Origin of the sequence: Planktothricoides raciborskii GIHE-MW2, assembly GCF_040564635.1 — a bacterium.
In the GTDB taxonomy this organism is placed as follows: Bacteria; Cyanobacteriota; Cyanobacteriia; order Cyanobacteriales; family Laspinemataceae; genus Planktothricoides; species Planktothricoides raciborskii.
Genome location: NZ_CP159837.1, coordinates 1,031,231 through 1,052,682, shown reverse-complemented (window position 1 = coordinate 1,052,682; position 21,452 = coordinate 1,031,231). Strand labels below are relative to the sequence as shown.

16 protein-coding genes and 2 tRNA genes are annotated in these 21,452 nt (G+C 45.1%); 13 read left to right on the top strand and 5 right to left on the bottom strand.

The annotated features are described in order from the left end of the window. Positions 1-230: 230 nt before the first annotated feature. Together ABWT76_RS04325 and rimI are read right to left on the bottom strand one after the other, a co-directional pair. Positions 231-1,484: an OFA family MFS transporter gene (locus ABWT76_RS04325; protein ID WP_054467724.1), complete on the bottom strand. Its 1,254-nt coding sequence runs from the start codon at positions 1,482-1,484 to the stop codon at positions 231-233. Between the two features lie 630 nt (positions 1,485-2,114). Next, positions 2,115-2,687, bottom strand: coding sequence for a ribosomal protein S18-alanine N-acetyltransferase (gene rimI, locus ABWT76_RS04320; protein ID WP_054467721.1), 573 nt, complete (start codon positions 2,685-2,687; stop codon positions 2,115-2,117). A gap of 105 nt (positions 2,688-2,792) precedes the next feature. Between rimI and lysA the strand changes: the two genes are divergently transcribed. The 5 genes from lysA to ABWT76_RS04295 all read left to right on the top strand — a co-directional run bounded on the left by lysA (position 2,793) and on the right by ABWT76_RS04295 (position 9,992). Beyond that, positions 2,793-4,202, top strand: coding sequence for a diaminopimelate decarboxylase (lysA, locus tag ABWT76_RS04315; RefSeq protein WP_054467719.1), 1,410 nt, complete (start codon positions 2,793-2,795; stop codon positions 4,200-4,202). Between the two features lie 102 nt (positions 4,203-4,304). Further along, positions 4,305-5,264: a diadenylate cyclase CdaA gene (cdaA, locus tag ABWT76_RS04310; protein ID WP_054467718.1), complete on the top strand. Its 960-nt coding sequence runs from the start codon at positions 4,305-4,307 to the stop codon at positions 5,262-5,264. Next, positions 5,261-6,010 carry an isoprenyl transferase gene (locus ABWT76_RS04305; protein WP_054467716.1) on the top strand — a complete coding sequence of 250 codons (750 nt, stop codon included), beginning with the start codon at positions 5,261-5,263 and terminating at the stop codon, positions 6,008-6,010. Before cdaA ends, ABWT76_RS04305 begins: the two co-directional genes overlap by 4 nt. A gap of 283 nt (positions 6,011-6,293) precedes the next feature. Continuing rightward, on the top strand, positions 6,294-9,560 hold the full coding sequence (locus tag ABWT76_RS04300; RefSeq protein WP_354635694.1) for an S-layer family protein: 3,267 nt from the start codon (positions 6,294-6,296) through the stop codon (positions 9,558-9,560). A 213-nt stretch (positions 9,561-9,773) separates the two neighbouring features. Continuing rightward, a complete protein-coding gene (locus ABWT76_RS04295) occupies positions 9,774-9,992 on the top strand; it encodes a hypothetical protein (protein WP_054467711.1) in 219 nt (72 codons plus the stop codon). Positions 9,993-10,052: 60 nt separating this feature from the next. Here the strand turns inward: ABWT76_RS04295 and ABWT76_RS04290 are convergent, their stop codons facing one another. Then, entirely contained in the window at positions 10,053-11,144 is a 1,092-nt protein-coding gene (locus ABWT76_RS04290) for a DNA cytosine methyltransferase (RefSeq protein ID WP_054467709.1), read from the bottom strand. A gap of 509 nt (positions 11,145-11,653) precedes the next feature. Here ABWT76_RS04290 and glyS point away from each other — a divergent pair. The 4 genes from glyS (at position 11,654) to ABWT76_RS04270 (ending at position 18,294) form a co-directional block, all read left to right on the top strand. Continuing rightward, on the top strand, positions 11,654-13,825 hold the full coding sequence (gene glyS / locus ABWT76_RS04285; protein ID WP_354635693.1) for a glycine--tRNA ligase subunit beta: 2,172 nt from the start codon (positions 11,654-11,656) through the stop codon (positions 13,823-13,825). Positions 13,826-14,319: 494 nt separating this feature from the next. Then, entirely contained in the window at positions 14,320-15,696 is a 1,377-nt protein-coding gene (murD, locus tag ABWT76_RS04280) for a UDP-N-acetylmuramoyl-L-alanine--D-glutamate ligase (RefSeq protein WP_354635692.1), read from the top strand. A 743-nt stretch (positions 15,697-16,439) separates the two neighbouring features. Further along, positions 16,440-17,249, top strand: a complete 810-nt coding sequence (locus tag ABWT76_RS04275; protein WP_190879943.1) for a PEP-CTERM sorting domain-containing protein — start codon at positions 16,440-16,442, stop codon at positions 17,247-17,249. Between the two features lie 178 nt (positions 17,250-17,427). Next, positions 17,428-18,294: a 3'(2'),5'-bisphosphate nucleotidase CysQ gene (locus ABWT76_RS04270; RefSeq protein WP_054467744.1), complete on the top strand. Its 867-nt coding sequence runs from the start codon at positions 17,428-17,430 to the stop codon at positions 18,292-18,294. 54 nt (positions 18,295-18,348) lie between these two features. On the opposite strand, the gene ABWT76_RS04265 is transcribed toward ABWT76_RS04270, so the two are convergent. After that, positions 18,349-18,684, bottom strand: coding sequence for a hypothetical protein (locus ABWT76_RS04265; RefSeq protein ID WP_054467697.1), 336 nt, complete (start codon positions 18,682-18,684; stop codon positions 18,349-18,351). Positions 18,685-19,128: 444 nt separating this feature from the next. Between ABWT76_RS04265 and ABWT76_RS04260 the strand changes: the two genes are divergently transcribed. Beyond that, positions 19,129-19,656 carry an HNH endonuclease gene (locus tag ABWT76_RS04260; protein ID WP_054467695.1) on the top strand — a complete coding sequence of 176 codons (528 nt, stop codon included), beginning with the start codon at positions 19,129-19,131 and terminating at the stop codon, positions 19,654-19,656. A 66-nt stretch (positions 19,657-19,722) separates the two neighbouring features. After that, positions 19,723-20,118, top strand: coding sequence for an alr0857 family protein (locus ABWT76_RS04255; protein WP_054467693.1), 396 nt, complete (start codon positions 19,723-19,725; stop codon positions 20,116-20,118). Between the two features lie 346 nt (positions 20,119-20,464). Here ABWT76_RS04255 and ABWT76_RS04250 read toward each other — a convergent pair whose 3' ends face one another. Next, positions 20,465-20,611 (bottom strand): hypothetical protein, encoded by a 147-nt coding sequence (locus ABWT76_RS04250; RefSeq protein ID WP_156331872.1) that lies wholly within the window; start codon positions 20,609-20,611, stop codon positions 20,465-20,467. A gap of 604 nt (positions 20,612-21,215) precedes the next feature. Between ABWT76_RS04250 and ABWT76_RS04245 the strand changes: the two genes are divergently transcribed. Together ABWT76_RS04245 and ABWT76_RS04240 are read left to right on the top strand one after the other, a co-directional pair. After that, positions 21,216-21,287 (top strand) — tRNA-Glu (locus ABWT76_RS04245). A 10-nt stretch (positions 21,288-21,297) separates the two neighbouring features. Next, a tRNA-Leu gene (locus ABWT76_RS04240) sits at positions 21,298-21,368 on the top strand. Positions 21,369-21,452: the final 84 nt, after the last annotated feature.

Genomic DNA, 21,452 nt, shown 5'->3' with positions numbered 1-21,452 from the left:
TGTAAGGGCCTCTACCGGAATGCGCGGGCCATACCGTGGTTCATTAGTCTGAAAACCGCTGTAAATTGGATGTCAATATTAATTTTATACCCGATTGGGATTTATGTTCATGTAAGGGCGAATGAGAGAACGCGCCTAAATCAACATAAATCCCGACAAGGGTTTATTTAATTGTTTTAATCAAGGGATTTAGACCCAAACATGATGATTGCTGAAATTGTTGAATTTTATTATACGGTAGCCGGTTTAGTCGGTTTCGGATGATGTTTTTTCAGCATGAATTCGGCGATGATGATGCCAACGATCGCTAATGCGGCAGTGGCATAGAAGGCATAAGTATAGGTGCCAAAAATATCTCGGATTTGTCCGGCAACCAAGGTGCCTAATAATGCGCCAACCCCGTAAGCAGTGAAGACAATTCCGTAGTTTTTGGCGTAATTTTCTGGTTTAAATAAGCTTAAGGTGGCGGTGGGGGCGATCGCTAACCAGCCGCCTAGGGATAACCAGAATAAGGAAAAGGCAATTAAATAGGTGATTGTCTGACCTTCAGTGGCATTGATCATCATAATCGAAGCAATCAAAATCAGCACATAAGAGGCGATCGCTGCGTTTTGGGGATGAATCCGGTCAGTTAACCAACCAAACAGGGGACGACCTACACCATTAAACACGGCAAACAAGGAAACCGCCATTGCCGCTAACCCTGAGTCAAGTTTAATAATTTCTTGGGCAACGGGACTGGAAATGCCAATCGCAGAGAGTCCGACAAAAGTGCCAATGATATAGCACAACCAGAGGCCGTAAAATTCCGGCGATCGCAGCAAACGATCTCTTTCTTGGGCGATCAAGGCGGGGTTTTGAACAATATTCGGTTGCCAACCGGCAGGTTGCCATCCTTTAGGCGGTATTTTTAATTGGGTGGAAATGGCTAAAATCATCGCGGTAAAGGCAACACCCAAAATGGCAAAAGTGGGCATTAGTCCATAAGCAGCGATCGCAATGCGGGCTAACGGTGCAGTCACTAATGGCGACAAACCAAAGCCAATTACCGTTAAACCTACTGCGAGTCCTTTGCGATCGGGAAACCATTTCGCTACCACGGCGATCGGCACTCCGTAAGCAATGCCAACTCCAGCCCCTGCGATCGCCCCATAAGTCACCACCAAAATGGGCAAATTTGAGGCAAAGCTAGACAGAATATAACCCAGTCCCATCACGACTCCACCAATGGCCGTAATTTGGCGCACGCCGATTTTATCAATGTAAAAACCTGTAATCGGCATCAGCATAGCAAAGACCACCAAGAGCACCGTAAACGGCAGTAAACTTTGCGTAGCGCCAATGTTGAGGAAATCTTCTAAAGGTTTCCTAAAAATACTCCAAGAATAGACTGTACCCAAACAGAGGTAAACGGTCAGGCCGAGGGGAATTAGTAGCCAACGACCTTTTTCTGCGGGCATCCCAAAAAGTGTGATTTTATTCATAAAAAACCTCACGAGACTTATCATTCTCGGTGCCGAATCAGCCCTTTTCAAGCGCAGTGCCAGGTCAGGATTTAAGCATCGCCGCCATATCAGCGATCGGCAATTCATGCCTTGCCTCTAAATGCCTTGCCTCTACATATTGAAAGTCATCCCAAAATATTGAAAATCATCCCAAAAATCATCCCAAAAATCATCCCAAACATCATCCCAAACATCATCCCAAACATCATCCCAAAAAGTCAGTCCTAAGAGTCTAATCGGTCGAAAAATTCCGAGTTTTTCTCACTGGGATATTCATGGTGATATTATTTAGAGATTTGGCTAGTCAGTTTTAACTGACTTGAGCTATTAGCCAGAGAATTTATGCTCTGGCGGGTTATGGCAAAGGCAGCACTTATTCGCGCTTGGCCTATCGGTCTGAATCATGTATTTGATATAATCTTACCACTGTTTATCATGGCAGTAAGTAAATATACAGATTTTATTAATATTAATTTACTAATTAACTATTTATAGTGGGCTGTTTACTGTTATTTGTTCTTTGTTGACGGTTCACTGTTCTTGGCAAACAACAGACAACAAATAACCAATAACCAACAACAAATAGCCAACAACAAACAACAAATAAGCTTAGATACGAAAGCCTGACCGGGTGAGGCGATCGCAGATTTGGGGTTTCCATTCCGCCAACCAATTCTTAAACCCAGGGTGATGTAACCCATAGCGCCACAGAATCAGGGCATCTTCTCCCGTATCTTGATAATAGCGACGGCGGCGACCGACATCCTGAAAGCCGAATTTTTTGTAAAGAGAAATGGCTGGTGTGTTAGAAACCCGCACCTCCAGGGTGGCCCATTCTAGTTGCCGTTGCCACGCACAAAAGAGTAATTGGTAGAGCATAGCTTGACCCAACCCTTGACCTTGATAATTAGGCGCGATCGCCAATAGGGTAATATGCGCTTCCTCTAAAATTGACCACAAACAGCCCACCCCAACAAGTATGGGTGGAGATGAGGTTCGGGAGGGGCGATCGGCGGCGGACGGGGCGGGAGTCACGGAAACTACCAGTAAATCACTGTTGGGACTTTCCATTTCCTGGCGATAGTTGTCCAAACTCCAAATCCCACCGAAACAAGACTTGTCCAATTCGGCTACGGCAGTCAGAAATTCTGGGGTCAGGGGATCAATTCTGAAAAAAGTCACAAAAACTACAAAATTAAAACAGAGAAATCACAATGGCAAATTGTACACTGGAAAACGAGAACTCCTCACCCAAACGCTCTAAACTTAGGATCGATTGATTAAATTATGGTATCTACTCCTCCTCGCGTTGCCGAAAAATCTGGCCGTCAATACTTACACGCTTCCGGGATTAACCCTGAATTGCGCTCACCGAATCAAGAGTTGCTGCCTTTGACCGCAAAGGTCAACAGCGCCGATCGCCTAGAAATTGGTGGTTGTGATGTGGTGACTTTGGTACAGCAATATGGTTCACCGCTTTATATTGTGGATGAAGCAACTCTGAGAACCGCTTGCAGACAGTATCGTCAAGCCTTTGAAGAATATTATCCCGGCAAAACTCTGGTGTTGTATGCTTCTAAAGCCTGGAACTGCCTCGCAATATGCGCGATCGCGGCTTCCGAAGGCTTAGGCATTGATGTAGTCACAGGTTGCGAACTCTACACCGCCCTTTGTGCCAACGTCAGCCCGGAAAAAATTTATTTCCACGGGAACAACAAATCAGAAACCGAATTAAAACTAGCGGTCGGTTCCGGTTGCACCATTGTGGTAGACAACTGGTTAGAGTTGGAAACCTTGGCAGCCATTGCGGAATATTCTTCTCACCCAGTGCGAATCATGTTGCGCTTAACCCCTGGGATCGAATGCCACACCCACGAGTATATCCGCACCGGCCATTTAGATAGTAAATTTGGCTTTGATCCGGAACAAGTGGATCAAGTGTTTGCCTTTGTTCGCCAGCAACCCAGTTTAAATTGTATTGGCTTACACGCTCATATCGGCTCACAAATTTTTGAATTAAACCCCCATCAGGATTTGGCAGGGGTGTTGGTAGAATGGCTGGAAAAAGCCGCAGAATATGGACTGCCCGTCAGCGAGTTAAATGTGGGCGGTGGCTTAGGGATTCGTTATACAGAAGCGGACGATCCACCGAGTATCTCTGAGTGGGTGAAAGTGGTGAGTCAAGCGATCGCTGCTGCTTGTCAGTCTCGTGGGGTACACTTACCAAAACTCTTGTGCGAACCAGGGCGATCGCTGATTGGCTCAAGCTGTATCACCGCTTACACCGTGGGTGCCAAAAAAGAAATTCCCGGCATTCGCACTTATGTCTCCGTCGATGGCGGAATGTCCGATAATCCCCGACCCATTACCTACCAATCCGTCTATCGGGCAGCGATCGCCAATCGGATGTCTGCCGAACATACCGAAACCATCACCATTGCCGGAAAACACTGCGAATCTGGGGATATTTTAATCAAAGACGCCCAACTGCCCAAGCTAGAAACCGGCGACATTCTCATCGTCATGGCCACGGGCGCCTACAATTGCAGTATGGCCTCTAACTATAATCGGCAGCCGCGACCGGCAGCGGTCTTAGTCTGCCAAGGGGAAGCGAATCTGATTCTGCAACGAGAAACTTATGACGATCTGATTCAACACGATCGCCTGCCCGAAAGACTGACGATTCCACAGGTCTAACGGACTCAGATGCAGTATAAAAGATCGGGAGCCGCGTCAGCCACGCATCCGCACCGTTTCTAATCAAAAAACTTCTTTAAGCGCAAGGTCAATCCTGAGCCAATGGGATATACATGGAAACAATTGCTAATCAATCCGACTTGGACTCAGTCCTTGGCGCTTCAGCTTGCCGAAATTTGGCAGCAATGGCTCAAAGACCCCATCGACATATTGCTCGTAGTGATACTCACTTATATGGTGTTGATCATCATCGGTGAACGGCGAACCCTGTGGATGGTGCGGGGGTTTATACTGCTCATGGTAGCAGCGGCAGTCAGCACCAAATTAGAGCTCAGGCTGCTGAGTTTTGTGTTAAATAATTTGGTGATTGGATCTGCCGTAGCCATGGCCGTGCTATTGCAATCGGAATTTCGCCGATTACTAGAGCAACTAGGCAAAGGAGAACTGCTCCAATTATTTCAATCATCGCGCAAAGCGATTCCCAAATCCGATAGCGTCATCGATCAAATAGTCGAAGCGGTTAAAGAACTCTCGCAAAACCGCACGGGAGCATTAATGATTCTAGAAACCAGTGAGCCGATTGATGAGCGAGATTTTTCTGTCCCCGGTGTGAAATTGAATGCAGAAGTTTCTAAAGAACTATTGCAAACTCTGTTTCAGACATCAACCCTACTACACGATGGCGCAGTATTGATTCGCGAAGCCCGAATTATGGCAGCGGGAGTAATTCTGCCTTTGTCAGACCGGAAAGCCTCCCGGCAACTGGGAACCAGGCATCGTGCGGCAATGGGAATTACTGAGCGAGTCGAAAATTGCATCTGTGTGGTTGTATCTGAAGAAACAGGCTCTATTTCTTTGGCTGAACGGGGTACACTGAATCGACCGTTAACCAGTAGTAAACTCAAAGAACTACTAGAAGCTCGATTTTCCCAATCGGCGGATCGTGAAGTAGTTGCCCCTGACTTGCGGCAAATTACGCGTAAGTTAGGATCCTCTGGAGTCGCACTAGCCGTGCGTTTACTCCGTCTTCCATCATCGGCTTCCTCTCGAGAGAAAAAATGATTGTTAAGCAAACGACACTGCAACAGTTACCCGCTGATCTAGATTCGGCGCGATTGCCCAAACATGTCGCAGTGATTATGGATGGAAATGGTCGTTGGGCAAAACGGCAAGGACTGCCCAGAATTATGGGACATCGGCGGGGAGTTGACTCACTAAAAGACCTGCTGCGCTGCTGCAAGGATTGGGGAATTTGCGCGTTGACGGCTTATGCCTTTTCTAGCGAGAATTGGGGCCGCCCTCTGGATGAAGTCAATTTTTTGATGACTCTGTTTGAGCGGGTATTGCGGCAAGAACTCCAAGAAATGATGGCAGAAAATGTCAAGATTCGCTTTGTGGGGAATTTACAAGCGCTGCCAGAGTCACTGCAAGCGGAGATTTCTCGCTCGATGACCGAAACCCGAAATAATCAGGGGATTGAGTTTACTGTAGCGACGAATTACGGCGCCCGTCAAGAAATTGTCCACGCTTGTCGGGCGATCGCCGAAAAAGTACAGCAAGGTCTGATTACTCCCGAACAAATTGACGAGTCTATGTTTGCTCGTCATCTCTATACCGCTGAACAGGCGGATCCCGATTTGTTGATTAGAACCAGTGGGGAAATGCGTCTGAGCAATTTTCTCCTCTGGCAAGTTGCTTATGCTGAATTGTATGTTACTAATACTCTTTGGCCAGATTTTAATCGCCAAGAGTTTCATCAGGCATTGTTGGCTTATCAAAAGCGGGATCGCCGGTTTGGTAAAGTTTAAAACTCAATTGCAACGACATCCATATCCCCACACCATCAGCATATTCATGGTGTGGGATTTTTATTGTTTGCCCAAGGATAGAGAACTTGTCAGAGTTATGAAGTACAAATAAAATCTGTCATTCCCGCGCCCGCTAGAATCCAGAAAACTTCTGTAATCCGCATTGCTACCGCTATAATCATGCATATTAGTTAAAATGCCCGATCGCAGCGATCGCTTTTTTTTCAGGGTGTTACGGAAAAGCGATCGCGTATCCCTGATGAGATTAAAGAATAGATTGAATATGAAACCAATATTAGAATCAAAGCGATTCTGGTTTGTCTTGTTATTATGCCCCTGGTTTTGGCCTGCTATCGCTGTTGCTCAAATTATCCCTGATGGCACTCTGCCCAACAACAGTATCGTCACCCCTGAAGCCAATTTAATTACAATTGACGGAGGCACCGCAGCCGGAAATAACTTATTTCATAGTTTCTCGGATTTTTCCGTGAATACCGGCACCGAAGTGTTGTTTAACAATGCCCTCAACATTCAAAATATCCTGACTCGTGTCACCGGAAATAATCTATCTAATATTGATGGCTTGATTCGTGCCAATGGCACCGCCAACTTATTTTTAATTAACCCCAATGGGCTAATATTTGGCAACAATGCCCGATTAGCGATCGGTGGTTCTTTCTTTGGCAGTACCGCTAATAGCGTGTTATTTCCCGATGGAGAATTTCCTGCCAATGTAGGAGAGGTTCGCGAAACGGGGGCAACCACGGGGGAATTGCCCCTACTATCTGTTAATGTGCCCATTGGGTTACAAATGGGAGAAAATTCGGCAGCAATTTCTGTCAATGGCACCGGCATTACTGATATCATCCCCACCGATAATTTAGGCTTAACCGTTGCCCCCGGTCAAACCTTCGCCTTAATCGGAAATGGGATTAACTTTAACGGAGGAATTGTCACTGCCCCATCGGGAATAATTCAAATCGGCAGCGTAGCAAATGGCACCGTGGGAATAATGCCAACTCCGATTGGATTAGTCGTTAACTATGATTTAGTCAATGAATTTGCCAATATTAATTTAGCGAATCGTTCCGCCATATTTTCTCCCGCTGTGGTGAATAATCCTCTGAGTCAAATCACCGTTACAGGTAAAAATATTGCCTTAGAGGGGTCGCAAATTGTCTCCCTAACTAATGGAGATGCTAACAGTGGAAAAATTACCATTAATGCGGCAGAATCGTTATCATTAGGCGGAACGATATCTGCTTTTCCTTTTAGTGCGTGGATTCTCAACCAAGTAGCACCTAATGCCACGGGAAATAGTGGAGATATTGAGGTAAAATCTGCGAATTTATCGATTAATAATGGGGCAAGAATCCAGACTTTAACCCAAGGGGCGGGAACCGCAGGCAATATTCAGGTAGAAGCTACGGAATCAATGATAGTTGACGGATTTGCTTTACCGCCCGGATTTAATTTAGGAGAAATCAACTTAGAGGCGATAGATCCAGAAACTTGGCTAGAACAAAATACCAATAGTCGGATTTCTAGCGAAAACTTTGCCAGTGGTGCTGGAGGAAATATCAGCGTTGCTACCAAACAAGCGACTTTTTTATCTGGGGGACAAATTGCTACTTTAGCGGGGTCACAAGCTACCGGCAATAGTGGCAATATTAACGTGATTGCCCAAGGGATAACCGCTGAAAATTCACTGCCATTTAATCCTATATTTGTCAGTGGAATTGCCACCTATACATCAGGGCAAGCTGCCGGAGGAAACTTGAATATTTCAGCGGAAAATTTAAGTTTTAGAGATGGGGCATTTTTGTTTTCTTGGACTCAAGGAAGTGGCAAGGGTGGAGATATTTTGGTTAATGCCACAGACGCGATCGCCAGTCGAGGAGTTAACCCGCTTTTCCCCATAGCTGACAGTGGGATTACATCGATCGCCCTTGGTTCGGGAAACGGCGGTAATATTCAAGTATCAACGGGCAAAATTAACCTTTCTGACGGGGCACAGATTAGTTCGCGAACTTTAATGGAATTAGTTGGCATTTCTGTCCCCGAAGGTGGTACGGGCAATGCAGGAGATATCATCATCAATGCCGACACCATTGAGTTAACTGGAATTAGTCCTTTAGCCCTGGATCATATTACCTTAATTGGCAGCTTAACATTTGGCCGAGCGGATGCGGGGGATGTGAATATCTCAACTCGACAAATGCGAATTCTTGAAGGCGCAGAAATATTAAATGTCGGACTGTTTTCCACCTCTACATTAGGGGAACCGCTGCCCGGTTCGGGAACGGGAAACGGTGGTAATTTGACCGTTAATGCGTCTGAGTCAATTGAAATTTATGGTTACAGTTCATTGATGCCGAACATTCTCAGTTTAATCGGCAACCAAAGCTTTGGTCTGGGGCAAGCTGGATATTTAGTCATCAATACCCCACGTCTGATTTTGCAAGACGGAGGGAGTGTTGCTGCGGGGACTGTGGGTGCGGGAAATGCCGGAAATTCAACGATCAATGCTGCGGATATTTTCATCTCTGGCAAGGCAAGTCTTGGCATTCCTTCTTCCCTAAGTGCGGATGCTTTTGCGGGGGCAGAAGATATTCAACAAGTTTTCTTTGCTGCGCCAATTCCTACGGGAAAGACAGGAGAATTAACGGTGAATAGCGATCGCCTCACGATCGCCAACGGCGGACAAATCCGCGTAGACCATCAAGGAACTGGCAACGCAGGACGGCTGCAAATAAATGTCGATCGCCTCAATTTAGAAAGCGGCGGAAATATTAATGCCACAACAGCGTTTGGCTTTGGCGGCGACGTAGAAATTAACGTGCGTGATTTATTAAGTTTACGCAACGGCAGTCAAATCAATGTGGAAGCCAAAGGCGATATCGGGGATGGCGGCAACTTAACCATTAATGCCGATATAATTGTGGCCTTAGAAAATAGCGATATTATCGCCAATGCGGTAGGCGGAAATGGCGGCAATATTAACATTACCAGTCGGGGCATTTTTGGCTCAGAGTTTCGCCCTACTTTAACCCCTAAAAGCGATATTACCGCTAGTTCTGAGTTGGGGGTAGATGGCACCGTGGAAATTAATAATCCCGATGCCAACCCAGCCGCAGGATTGGTAGAATTATCCTCAGCTTTGGTTGATCCGAGCGATCGAATTACTTCCGGTTGTGTTGCCAATCAAGACAATGAGTTTTATATCGTCGGACGCGGTGGTCTGCCCCAAAGTCCCACAGAAATGCTGTGGGGTCAAACAGTTTGGCAGGATTTGCGATCGCTGGAAATAGAGGACAAAAGTCAAACCAACCGGGGTGATTCAATAAACCCGGTTTCTTCAAGTTATTCAAGAAACCCGGTTTCTTCAAGAAACCGGGTTTCTAGTCCCCCCATTGTGGAAGCTACCGGATGGGTGATGAATGCCGATGGGTCGGTAATATTGGTCGGGTCAGCCAACGGGTTTCTGCGATTCCGCGAAGCGGATCCCGAAGCTTGCCCCCTCTTCGGCGGGGGGGAATCGCCTCAATGAGGAGATTTGTAGAGGCAGTCTCGCTTTCTGGTGACAGGGAAAAAGAAATCGAATTTCTTTTGTGGGTTGCGAAGACAACTTTTAATATCCCCAAAAGAAACCCGATTTCTATCATCCCGTTTGTAGATCGCTTTTTACCTGAAGATCGCAATTTCATCCTGATTTCATTTTTGTTCTCTATGCTTAAAATATCGATTTAGGAGTTTGTCTAACATGAAAGCGACTTTAGTTAAAATCGTTTTAACGGCGGTGAGTGGCGCGATCGCCACTGGGTTTAGCTTCGGGGGATTCGTCGTTGAACCTGCCAGCGCTCAAGTTTCCTTAACTAAACAGGACAACCCTTTTAACACTGAACTTCGCAATAACTGTCACGATAACTGTGAAGAACACTGTAATGGGGAACACGAAAATGACACATCTTCCGATCAATAAATTCGGTTGATCCCGTAGGGTGGGCAAATTTTGCCCACCCTACTTTTACTTTGACTCGAATTAATTAAAAAACGCTCGATTAATTTTTTCGCCAAAACATCCTGTCAAAGCGGATATAATTGAGCGTCCTAAATGATAGGCAAAATTTACCGGAATCGCATTTCCGATTTGTTTATATTGTGATGTAATCCCTCCCATAAATTCCCAATCATCAGGAAACGTTTGAATTCTGGCATATTCCCGGACGGTAAAAGGTCGCGTTTCGTCGGGATGACAGCGATCGGTTTGTTTTTGAGAAGGAGAAGTGGTCAAAGTTAAACTCGGTTCATCCCAAGAAATCCGACGTGCCATCCCAGTTTTACCCCCACCCAAATAATAACTTTTCATCATATATTCTTTTTGGATATTTTCCGGTAAATCTCTCCAGCATCCCCCCGGCGGCACTAATTTTAACACTTCTGCTTTCTTTTTACTGTATTTGACTCCTGCGGAGGGCGGAACATTGTTTAGAGCATCTCTTAAGGTGAGAATTTTTTGAGAAGGTTCAGGATAAAAAAACTGAACATTTAGATCGGAACGAGTCCCCACAATAATAATTCTTTCTCGCTTTTGGGGGACATCATAATTCACTGCATTCAGCAATCGATATTGAACTTGATAACCCAAAGACTCTAAAATTGCTAAAATAATTTTTAAAGTTTCCCCTTGTTGATGACTGATTAAGCCCCGGACATTTTCCGCTAAGAATAATTTGGGTTTAATTTCTTGAACGCATCGAGCAAATTCATAGAATAAAGTTCCTCTGGTATCTTCCAGCCCTAGCTTTTTACCGGCATAACTAAATGATTGACAAGGAAATCCTCCTGTAACTACATCTGCCGACATTTGTTTAAACGAAACTTTAGAAATATCATCATGGATAATATGCCAATCAGGTCGATTGTGTCGTAAAGTAGCCACGGCATCTTTATCGATTTCTACTAAAAACTGGGTTTTTAAGCCAGCTTTTTCTAATCCTAATGCTAGACCCCCTGCCCCGGCAAACAGCTCGATCGCCTTCACGGTTTTTTTGGGTTGAAATGGAATGTCAGGAGAATGGTAGGGAATCTCTAATAAAGGCTCGAATAAATTTAGCTGAATACTTTTTTGCATATTCGTGACTCTCTGCGAATTTTTCCTAAATTTAAAACCACCATTAATTTATATTTTAAGAAAAATTATGGTGATTTTCAAGTAATTGTTACATTTTTTAATACTTAATATAGCTCCAGAATATTTATAAAATGGTGGAGTTTTGAACCGTGCATACTAAGCAATAAATGACATAATTATACCGTTTTTGTAGTGGGATATCGAAATATTTAAAATGGTTATTTGGCAAGTTTAATGTCCTCTGTAAATCCTTAAATGTGGATATGTTAAAACTGTTACCAGTCCCTCATAACTAATAACTCTAATAAACAACCTTGAGTCCGTAGGGTGGGCAAACTTTTGCCCACCCTAAATTTGTTGACAAAAAAATCAATATCGGATTGGAAATCCGATCGCACCCCGAAACCCGCCCCACTAGGAAAAATTTGTCCCTGTAGAATTGTGAAACATCAAGCCACGGTACACTATTCTAACGAACCTTAAACCCCAAGCGGTTATCCCGATCGAATATGACTACATTTTTATTAGAAGTCGGTACAGAAGAATTACCCGCAAGTTTTGTCGAACCGGCGATTTCTCAGTGGCGATCGCTCATTCCGGGGACTCTGGCAGAAAACTTTCTCACCCCCGAAGCCACCCAAGTCTATGGCACCCCGCGCCGTTTGGCCGTTTTAATCTCTGGTTTGCCCACCCAGCAACCCGATCGCGAAGAAGAAATTAAAGGCCCACCAGCCCAAGCAGCCTTTAAAGATGGGAAACCCACCAAAGCTGCCGAAGGATTTGCCCGCAAACAGGGCGTCGAGTTAAGCGACTTAGAAATTCGCCCCACGGACAAAGGCGATTTTGTCTTTGTCAACAAAAAAATTACCGGACGCACTACAGCGGAAATTCTCACGGAACTCGTCCCCCAATGGATTAACAAACTAGAAGGCAAACGGTTTATGCGCTGGGCAAATGGGGATTTAAGATTTTCTCGCCCGTTGCGTTGGTTGGTGGCATTATTAGACCGAGAAATTCTGCAGATCGCCATAGAAAATGGCTCAGAAACTCTCAAAAGCGATCGCATTTCTAGCGGTCATCGCGTCCTTCATCCTCAACCCGTGGAAATTGCTAACGCCGCAGATTATGCCGAAACTTTACGGCAAGCTTATATTGAAGTAGACCCAGAAAAACGCCAAGAAAAAATCATTGCGGAAGTCAAAGCCACCGCCGAAAACGTCGGTGGCATTGCGGAAATTTCCGCCGATTTACTCACCGAAGTCACCAACTTAGTCGAATGGCCTACAGCGGTCATCGGCAAATTTGACGACGACTTTTTAATTTTACCGCCGGAAGTAATTACTACGGTTATGGTGACACACCAGCGGTATTTTCCGGTATTAAAAAATCAGACAAATGGAGATAAAACGGGTAAGCAAATTACAGAATTACTCCCTTATTTTATCACCATTTCTAACGGCGATCCGGCAAAATCAGCAATTATTGCTAATGGCAACGAACGAGTAATTAGAGCCCGGTTAGCTGATGGCCAGTTTTTCTACAAATCCGATATCGCCAAACCTTTAGAAAGTTATGTTGCCCAGTTAGAAACTGTCACTTTCCAAGAAAAATTAGGCTCGGTGCGGGAGAAAGTCAACCGCATTATCAAAATTGCCAGTTTCATTACAGATCAATTATCCCTCAGCGCCGAAAAAGCTAAAGATATCCAACGGGCTGCATTACTTTGTAAAGCGGATTTAGTCAGCCAGATGGTTTATGAATTTCCTGAATTGCAAGGGGTGATGGGTGAAAAATATGCCCGCATTTCTGGGGAAACCGAGGCAGTAGCTACGGCAATTTTTGAGCATTATTTGCCACGGGGCGCTAGTGATAGTTTGCCAGATACTATCACAGGGCAAGCGATCGCTTTAGCGGATAAACTGGATACATTGGTCAGTATTTTTGGCTTGGGAATGTTGCCTACTGGTTCTTCCGACCCGTTTGCCTTGCGTCGGGCAGCTACGGCGATCGTGAATATTATTTGGGCGGCAGATTTACCCCTTAATTTATATCATTTGCTAGAACAAGCCGCCTGTGAATTTAGCACAATTTACCCCGATACTTCCCCAGATTTATTGTCACAATTGTATGACTTTTTCTTACAACGGATTAGAACTCTGTTGCAAGAAGAGCGCGGAGTTGATTATGATTTGGTGAATGCGGTATTAGGGGAAAATGACCCAGAATATACGGAACGGGGATTAAAAGATTTGTTGGATTTGCGCGATCGCGCCTTATTCTTGCAATCTATCCGCAATAATGGCATCCTAAATAATATCTATGAAACCGTAAACCGTTCCTCCCGTTTAGCCAAACAAGGAGAACTCGATACCATTGAATTAGAACCTAAGCAAGCGATCGAACCCAAACTATTCCAAAAATCTTCTGAACAAGAATTTTATGATTCTCTGGTGCAATTAGTTCCCAAAACCCAAGCCGCCCGTGAAGCACGAGATTATCAAAAATTAGTCGATGCTTTAGCAGAAATTGCCCCAACGGTCAGCAACTTTTTTGATGGCCCAGAAAGTGTCCTAGTGATGGATTCAGATCCGGCAATTCAACGCAACCGCTTAAATCTTTTGGGATTATTGCGGAATCATGCTCGTGTTTTAGCAGATTTTGGCGCGATCGTTAAAAGTTAGATAGCAACACTCGCACTCATAACTCGCAGTTATCACCCGCAGTTATCACCCGCAGTCCTCACCCGCAGTCATCACCCGCAGGGGGCTATAAACCCCCTGCTAAAAGCTTACAGCGGTTTTCAGATTACTAAACCACGGTATGACCCGCGCATTCCGGCAGTAGGGACCCGCGCATTCCGGTAGATAGCTTATTGCTTAAAATATTGTAGGGGCGAATGGCCATTCGCCCTTGTACGGGCGAATGGCCATTCGCCCCTACGGAATGCGCGGGCCTGTACAATATTCTAAGTAATAAATTATCTGCCGGAATGCTTCGCCCCTACAAAAATTTGTGGTTTATTCGCGGAGAAAATTGCTGTAAGTCCTCTAAAGACGACTGTAATTATCTTAAACTGTTCGCTTCAGTCCATTTTAATGGACTTGAGCTATGAGACGGAGGTTTTAACCTCCGTCGGCTGCTCATCAGTCATCTTCATTCATCAAATATCCCGTCTATGTCAAAAGCCCATATCATCGGTTTAGGAAAATCAGGAATTGCCGCAGCGAAGTTATTGCAACAAAAAGCTTGGCAAGTCACCGTGAGCGATCGCGGCAATTCTGACAGTTTGCGCCAACAACAACAACAACTCGCTGCCATTGGCATTGAAGTGCATTTAGACCATACTTTCGCCCCAGATGAATCCCTGGAGTTAGTAGTAGTCAGTCCCGGAGTTCCTTGGGATATTCCTCCCCTGGTGAAAGCGCGAGAAATGGGCATTGAAACTATTGGCGAAATGGAACTCGCTTGGCGTAATTTGAACCAAGCCCCCTGGGTGGGTATCACGGGCACTAATGGCAAAACCACCACAACAGCTTTAATTGCGGCTATTTTCCAAACTGCTGGATTTAATGCCCCGGCTTGTGGCAATATCGGCTATGCCACCTGTGAACTGGTTTGGGAATCGGTCAATCCCCAAAAATCAGCATCGGTGAAACCGATTGATTGGATGATTGCGGAAATTAGCAGTTATCAAATTGAATCTTCTAATTCTTTAGCGCCGAGAATTGGCGTTTTTACCACCTTAACTCCCGATCATCTGAGTCGCCACTATACTATCGAGAACTATTTCAACATCAAAGCTTCTCTATTAGAACGGTCTGAGTATCGGGTAATTAATGGCGATGACCCCTATTTACGGCAACATTTAGCTACTCGTTGGCCCGATGCTTGTTGGACTAGCACCCAGGGAAAAAGTCACCTATTAGGCGATCCAGAAAAGGGCGCTTATATTGAAAATGGCTGGGTGATATTTAAAGGAGAAAAAATCGTCCGGGCTGATGCTTTGCGAATGTGTGGCGACCATAATCAACAAAATTTGCTGATGGCAGTGGCTACCGCTAGTTTGGCGGGGATCAAAAAAGAGGCGATCGCCCAAGCCATTGCGGAATTCCCCGGAGTCCCCCACCGCTTAGAACTGATTACCACTTGGCAAGGCATTGAGTTTATTAATGATAGCAAAGCCACCAACTACGACGCCGCCGAAGTCGGGTTAAAATCCGTAGCAGCGCCAGTGATTCTCATTGCCGGTGGGGATCCCAAAACTGGGGATGATACGGGGTGGTACAGAATCATTCAAACCAAAGCCGCAGCAGTGTTATTAATTGGGGATGCCGCCGCGCAATTTGCCCAACGCTTGCAAGAAGTTGGCCATCAACGTTATGAAATTGTTGGCACAATGGATCGTGCTGTTCCCAGGGCGGCTCAATTGGCTCAAGAACTTGGAGCTAAGGTAGTATTACTCTCTCCCGCTTGTGCCAGTTTTGATCAATATCAAAATTTTGAGCAACGGGGGGATCATTTCCGGCAACTCTGCCTGGAATTTCTCAAGTAAGTTTTATACTTAGGGGGCCAGACCACTCAGGGGCTACTCAGGAGCGATCGTCTGGCCTGATTGGATTTTTACCGTCTCCGTAAAAATAAGGATTTGGGCGTAGGGGCGCAATGGTTGCGCCCTAAGAACGAAAAGGTTTCGCGCCCTTACGGTTGCATTTTTGATGGATCATAGGATGATTGTGACAGAGTGCCTGATTGCCAGCTATGTGAAACAAAAGCTATCAAAATGTTTTTTAGTAAAAAATTAAAAATTTTCTCCGTAAATCATTGATATCATATCCGTATAATCACGGAATAAAAAGTCGGTATATAAACCGAAGGCAGAAAATTTAATTAAGCATTAAGGCGATCGCTACTGAGCACAATACTTAAAGATTTTCAGAAATTTTCACAATTATCAAGGAATTATATTTTTTTTGTAAAAATCGAGATTACCCCTTGCCAAACCCCGATGAATGTTGCTATGATCGGAGGAAATGAAGCAAATCAGATAAATAACGAACTATCTGGAGCAATTGCTTAAAATAAAAATAACCAGGTGACTGTTAACGGGTGTGCTCTTTAATTATTTTAGATGTCCAGGGATTTCTTTATCAGGCTCCAGATGTTCTCAGGGTGAAAAATATATCTTCGGCAATGTGGTAGTTCTACAACAACACCGATGCTAGGCAATAACACCCTCCACCGTTAGAAAACTACTCACGCATTGAGATTCGCTACCAAAGAACAGGAGAAATGACCATGATGACCACTAAACTTTTTACATCTAAAGGTGCTGTACTTGCTGGAACGATGGCGATCGCCTCTGCCATGTTATCAGTCATGCCAGCCCAAGCCGCTGAAAAAACCCTGACCCTCACCGACAAGACCAACTCGAATACCCAAGACTATCCCACCGTCAGCGTCAACTTAAAAGAAGTCAACGGAGGAGTAGAAGTCAAAGTTAACGTCGTACCGAGTTCCGCAGGATGGACTGGCGACTTGCGGGCTGTTTGGTTTAACCTTCCCAATGCCGGTGGAGTCAGTGTCAGAGGTGCCGGTGGTGGCCCGGTGACAGGTATCAGCGGTGCCAGCAATGCCACGAAGGGCGGAGTTAGCAACAGTGCGGATCTAAACGGCATGAAAGCCAGCTTCAACTTAGGGGTGGAAATCGGCTCCGAAGGTCTCAAAGGCGGCAAAGACGACTATCAAACTGCTACATTCAAACTCTCTGGGGTTTCCCTCGCTGACTTTAGCTCTGACATGATTGGTACTCGTCTGATGAGTGTTGGCAATACCTCTAATGGCCGTGCTGAAAGCAGCAAAACCGGCAGCGCTGCTATCCCTGGTAACTATGATAGTAGCACGACCCCTAGCACTGGTGGCAGCACACCACCGGCGGTTGTCGAAGAACCTTCTATTCCTAGCACTCCAGTATCCAGCGGTGGTGGTGACGAAGGTGGCGGCATGGTTTCCGAAGCTGCACCAGAACCTCTGACTATCTTAGGAACTGTTCTCGGTGGTGGTGCCTTAGTTGCGGCTCGCAAACGCAAAGCCAACAAAGCCAGCTAATTCCTCAGCCATAGCCAGTTGAAAATAACCGGCCTGGTTAAATAAATCAAAGCAGAGGGGCGATCGCTACATCGCCCCTCTGCTTTGGCAATCGAGAAACTATGATACAATGTTCAACTGTAGAATAAAACAGCCAACAGCCAAAAGCCAACGGCTAAATTCTCTGAGGGATAATATCGTGCTTGGTTTGACAGATGAACAACTAAAACAAATCGGCGCGATCGCCCGTCAAGTTGGTTGGGGTGCGGCGGATATTCTGCAAGGTTACTATCACGGAACCGCGAATTTAACCCTGGGAATTCAACAAAAAAAAGATGGGGTAGTGACTGCTGCGGATTTAGCGGCCAATGAGTATATCCTAAGAAAATTACGCATTGCCTTCGGTCAGGAAGAATTTAGTTATCTCAGCGAAGAAACCGATCACCATCAAGCGTTTAAAGGCGAAAATTCCTGGTTATGGATTATTGACCCCCTCGATGGAACCGGGGGTTTTATTCACCATAATGATTACTATGCGGTGCATATTGCCTTGGTCTATGAAGGCAGACCCATGTTAGCGGTGGTCGTGGTTCCAGAAGCGGGGAAATTATATTATGCTCAAAAAGGTATGGGGGCTTTTGTAGAAACTCGCAGTGGTGAGGTGAAGCAGCTACAAGTTTCTCAGCGCGATCGCCTGGAAGACTTAACCATTTTAGTGACAAAACACCGGCAAACCCCAGAATTTAAAAAAATCTTACATACTTTACCCTGTCGCCAAGAATATCAAATCGGCAGTATTGGTTGCCGCATTGCGGCGATCGTGGAACAACAAGGGGATATTTATATTTCCTTTTCGGGAAAATCAGCCCCTAAACATTGGGACTTGGCAGCCCCGGAATTAATTCTCACCGAAGCGGGGGGAAAATTAACCCATCTCAACGGGGAACCCCTGAGTTATGATTCCGAGGATGTGAACCAATGGGGCTGCTTGATTGGCAGTAATGGGTCTAGTCATGGCAAGCTGTTAGCGGCAGTTCGGGCAATTTTAAGCGCCGGAAATCTATGATCGACAAAACGGCTCCCCCGATCGCCAGACGTTCGGCACGGGGGAGCATCAGCCCTAGCCAGCTAAACTCTCTTTGCTGAGGGGTATCATTTCTCCGGTCACGGTCAGTCCAAGTAACATCGGTTCATTGGGTCGAATAATCTTGCCAGTAATGGCGCACCGTTCCTCATGTTGCGCTGTAGCATCAAAGCTGGCTCGAATATCCGATCGCGAAAGGTAAGATTTCACATCTCCAGATTTATGCTGCACGAACTTCCAGAGCACTTCCCGAATTAGTGCTTGATAGCCTTGATTCCCGGCGATCGCTTTGAGTTGGTTTTTTAGCTCTCTCTCTAGACGGATGCTGGTGACTTCCATTTCGGTGGTTGGGGTTTTTGTGATTGCGGACATAATTTTTTCCTCTTATGGGTAGACATATCTGTATTATTAGTGTAGTATGTTTTTTGTAGGATTCAAGTAGTAGCTTTCAACGAGGAAACCTGTGACATACTCATCCACCTATTCACTCACACGGCATTTCGCCAGTAGCTTTGGCAGTGGTCTAGATGACATCAATGGCATCTGGACAACCGCTATGCTGGGGATATGCCATTTTGAGCCCGGTGGCGAGAAACAGGGAGCATCGTGCCTGTTTACAGCAGTCAATGCTGTAGAAGAGATTAATGAAAATTTAGATTCAACCGAAGACTATCGGTTGGATAGACCACAACTGAATAGATATCGCGGGAGGTACAGCCATAATTATGCTGTGCCAGTATAGGCTTAAAAGACTTTAAATTCTCTAGCCCCCGCTTTCTTGGTGAAGCGGGGGCTATTTTAATCAGGAGCAAAGTCGTGACTGGGATAACAGACGTCTTAAGTAAGTCGGTGGTGGTTTTTTCTAAAAATTATTTACCGATTAGTCGGGTCAATATTAAACGAGCGATCGCGCTGTTAGTGACCGGAAAAGCTGAACCTTTGGATTTCAGCCCTTCGGAGATCGGCTGCACCTGTATAGCGGTGCGATCGCCTTCTCTAGTGATGCAAGTACCCACTCAAATTCGTTTAACCTTTACCGGGAATGAACGGATCTGGAAAGTGCCACCAGTGAACCGTCGAGAGGTACTTAGGCGCGATCGTCACCAGTGCCAATATTGTGGCAGTCACAAAAATTTAACTTTAGATCACGTAATTCCCCGATCCAAAGGGGGTAGTCATACTTGGGATAACGTCATCACTGCTTGCAATTCTTGCAATTGCCGCAAGGGCGATCGCACTCCGCAACAAGCGGGAATGCCACTGTTAACCAAACCACGCGCCCCTATCCACCCCGCTGTTGCTTTTGCCGAACATTTTTGGCGGGAACAGCAGTTATCAGGCTGAGAAATGTTTTTTTACCCTCAGCCAAGAGATTAAGCACTCTCACAGGAAAAGAATCCCTACCCGGAAATGTTGAAGATTACATATACAGAAACCGGCTTTAACCTAGAGCTTCTGGCTGACTCCCTGGAGCAGTTAGTTGTGCGGCGAGTTATTTTGGCTATGCGAGTTGGTCAAAGTGTCCTCGTCGAACCCAGCAAAGCGTCGTTTTTGCTGCCCGCAGATTTGCCTTTGGTGAATGTGCTTCATACAGAGGCCCTGCGTTATGACAGTGAAAAAATCGAGTTGTCTGTTGCCGATGAAGATTACATCGAAGTCACTTTACAAGGGACTTGGATTGCTTCTAATTCCCATACGGCTGAGGGTTTATTTCTCACGGTAATGAGCGATCGCACGGAATTATATCTGTTTAAATGCTGGGAACAGGCTCAAACCGGCGCATCTTTGCTCAAAGAAGTCGATTAAATCGCAATTATAGAAAATTGCGTCTAGAAAATTGCGTCTAGAAAATTGCGTCTAGAAAATTGCGTCATGTAGGGGTCAACGGCTGTTGACCCCTACATTCCGAAAAACCGCAAAATTTTCCAGAAAATATCAAGGGCGCACAACATTGTGCGCCCCTTGGGATATTGAATCATATTAAATTTGAAAAAACACATCAGGTAAAATCCAAAAAATTGCTCATTATAAAAATATCAAAAAATATCTGGAGAAGAATCGTCATAAAAAAGCTGAAATCAATCGCTCATCAGGGATACCAAACCAAACATTATGACTCACTCAGATTCAATCTTTAACTGATGCCATACCACTAATCAATTACTTGCAATAACCCCATATCCAGACTATCAAAAACTTGTTTAAGTCGCCTTTGGTCTTCTTTACTCATGGGATTTTCCCAGGCAAAAATTTTCAGCAACGCATTTTGATCGGCGCGAGTAATTCGACCACTGTTCAAAATACATTCAATTGGCTACTGGTTAACTGAGACAGGGTACAGCGAGCGTGAGTATTCATAATTGAGAACTCTCTTGGGGTGAATCATTCACAAGTGACTGAGAAATTTTGTGGATGCCACCGATCTTCGAGTGCTGTCTCTATTCATCGACCTAGCACCCTGATGGGTCTGACCCCTCATTTGTAGCATATTGTCCCACGGAAATCTAGGGCGATCGCCCCTCACGGTTTAATCTTTACTTAATATATAAATTGCCAACCTGTACTTACGCATACTACATCATTTTAGCCGTTTTCACCCTGTAATCTCTGCGTATTTTTTCATAAATCTTTATTTAAATCCTTATAAAACAAGAGTTTTAGCCTGATATCTAGAGAAGCACTCTTTAAATAAAAATTTTTTCGTCCCACCCATTGACAATATGTAGTATATAATGTAGTATATAAATGTGAGGGACAGGAGAGAGCCAAACGGCTTAAGCAGCCAATCCAGCAAAACCCAAAAAAAGCGATCGCTCACTGCTGCTACGTCCAAAAAAAGCCCAAATCCTGCGGATAAATCTTTAAAAAGATTCATTCTTCGGAGAATTTGCGCCAATTACAAAGGCCCCATCGTCTAGTGGTGAGGATTTCTGACTTTCGATCAGAAAACACGGGTTCAAATCCCGTTGGGGCTATTGATGAAATGCGGGGATAAGCTACGGTAGCTTGTCAGTCTCAGAAGCTGAAATAAGTAGGTTCGACTCCTACCCCCGCCATTAAAGATGTGATGGGAGTTGGTCGCGGTGCCGTTGTCAGTGAATTGGCTACCATTGAATTAGTCACTGTAAATCGGAGCTAAT

What these genes read in the sequence shown, in the direction of transcription:
- ABWT76_RS04325 (WP_054467724.1), bottom strand. Translation starts at nt 1,484, where the DNA reads ATGAATAAAATCACACTTTTTGGGATGCCCGCAGAAAAAGGTCGTTGG.
- lysA (WP_054467719.1), top strand. Translation starts at nt 2,793, where the DNA reads ATGGTATCTACTCCTCCTCGCGTTGCCGAAAAATCTGGCCGTCAATAC.
- cdaA (WP_054467718.1), top strand. Translation starts at nt 4,305, where the DNA reads ATGGGATATACATGGAAACAATTGCTAATCAATCCGACTTGGACTCAG.
- ABWT76_RS04305 (WP_054467716.1), top strand. Translation starts at nt 5,261, where the DNA reads ATGATTGTTAAGCAAACGACACTGCAACAGTTACCCGCTGATCTAGAT.
- ABWT76_RS04300 (WP_354635694.1), top strand. Translation starts at nt 6,294, where the DNA reads ATGAAACCAATATTAGAATCAAAGCGATTCTGGTTTGTCTTGTTATTA.
- ABWT76_RS04295 (WP_054467711.1), top strand. Translation starts at nt 9,774, where the DNA reads ATGAAAGCGACTTTAGTTAAAATCGTTTTAACGGCGGTGAGTGGCGCG.
- ABWT76_RS04290 (WP_054467709.1), bottom strand. Translation starts at nt 11,144, where the DNA reads ATGCAAAAAAGTATTCAGCTAAATTTATTCGAGCCTTTATTAGAGATT.
- glyS (WP_354635693.1), top strand. Translation starts at nt 11,654, where the DNA reads ATGACTACATTTTTATTAGAAGTCGGTACAGAAGAATTACCCGCAAGT.
- murD (WP_354635692.1), top strand. Translation starts at nt 14,320, where the DNA reads ATGTCAAAAGCCCATATCATCGGTTTAGGAAAATCAGGAATTGCCGCA.
- ABWT76_RS04275 (WP_190879943.1), top strand. Translation starts at nt 16,440, where the DNA reads ATGATGACCACTAAACTTTTTACATCTAAAGGTGCTGTACTTGCTGGA.
- ABWT76_RS04265 (WP_054467697.1), bottom strand. Translation starts at nt 18,684, where the DNA reads ATGTCCGCAATCACAAAAACCCCAACCACCGAAATGGAAGTCACCAGC.
- ABWT76_RS04255 (WP_054467693.1), top strand. Translation starts at nt 19,723, where the DNA reads ATGTTGAAGATTACATATACAGAAACCGGCTTTAACCTAGAGCTTCTG.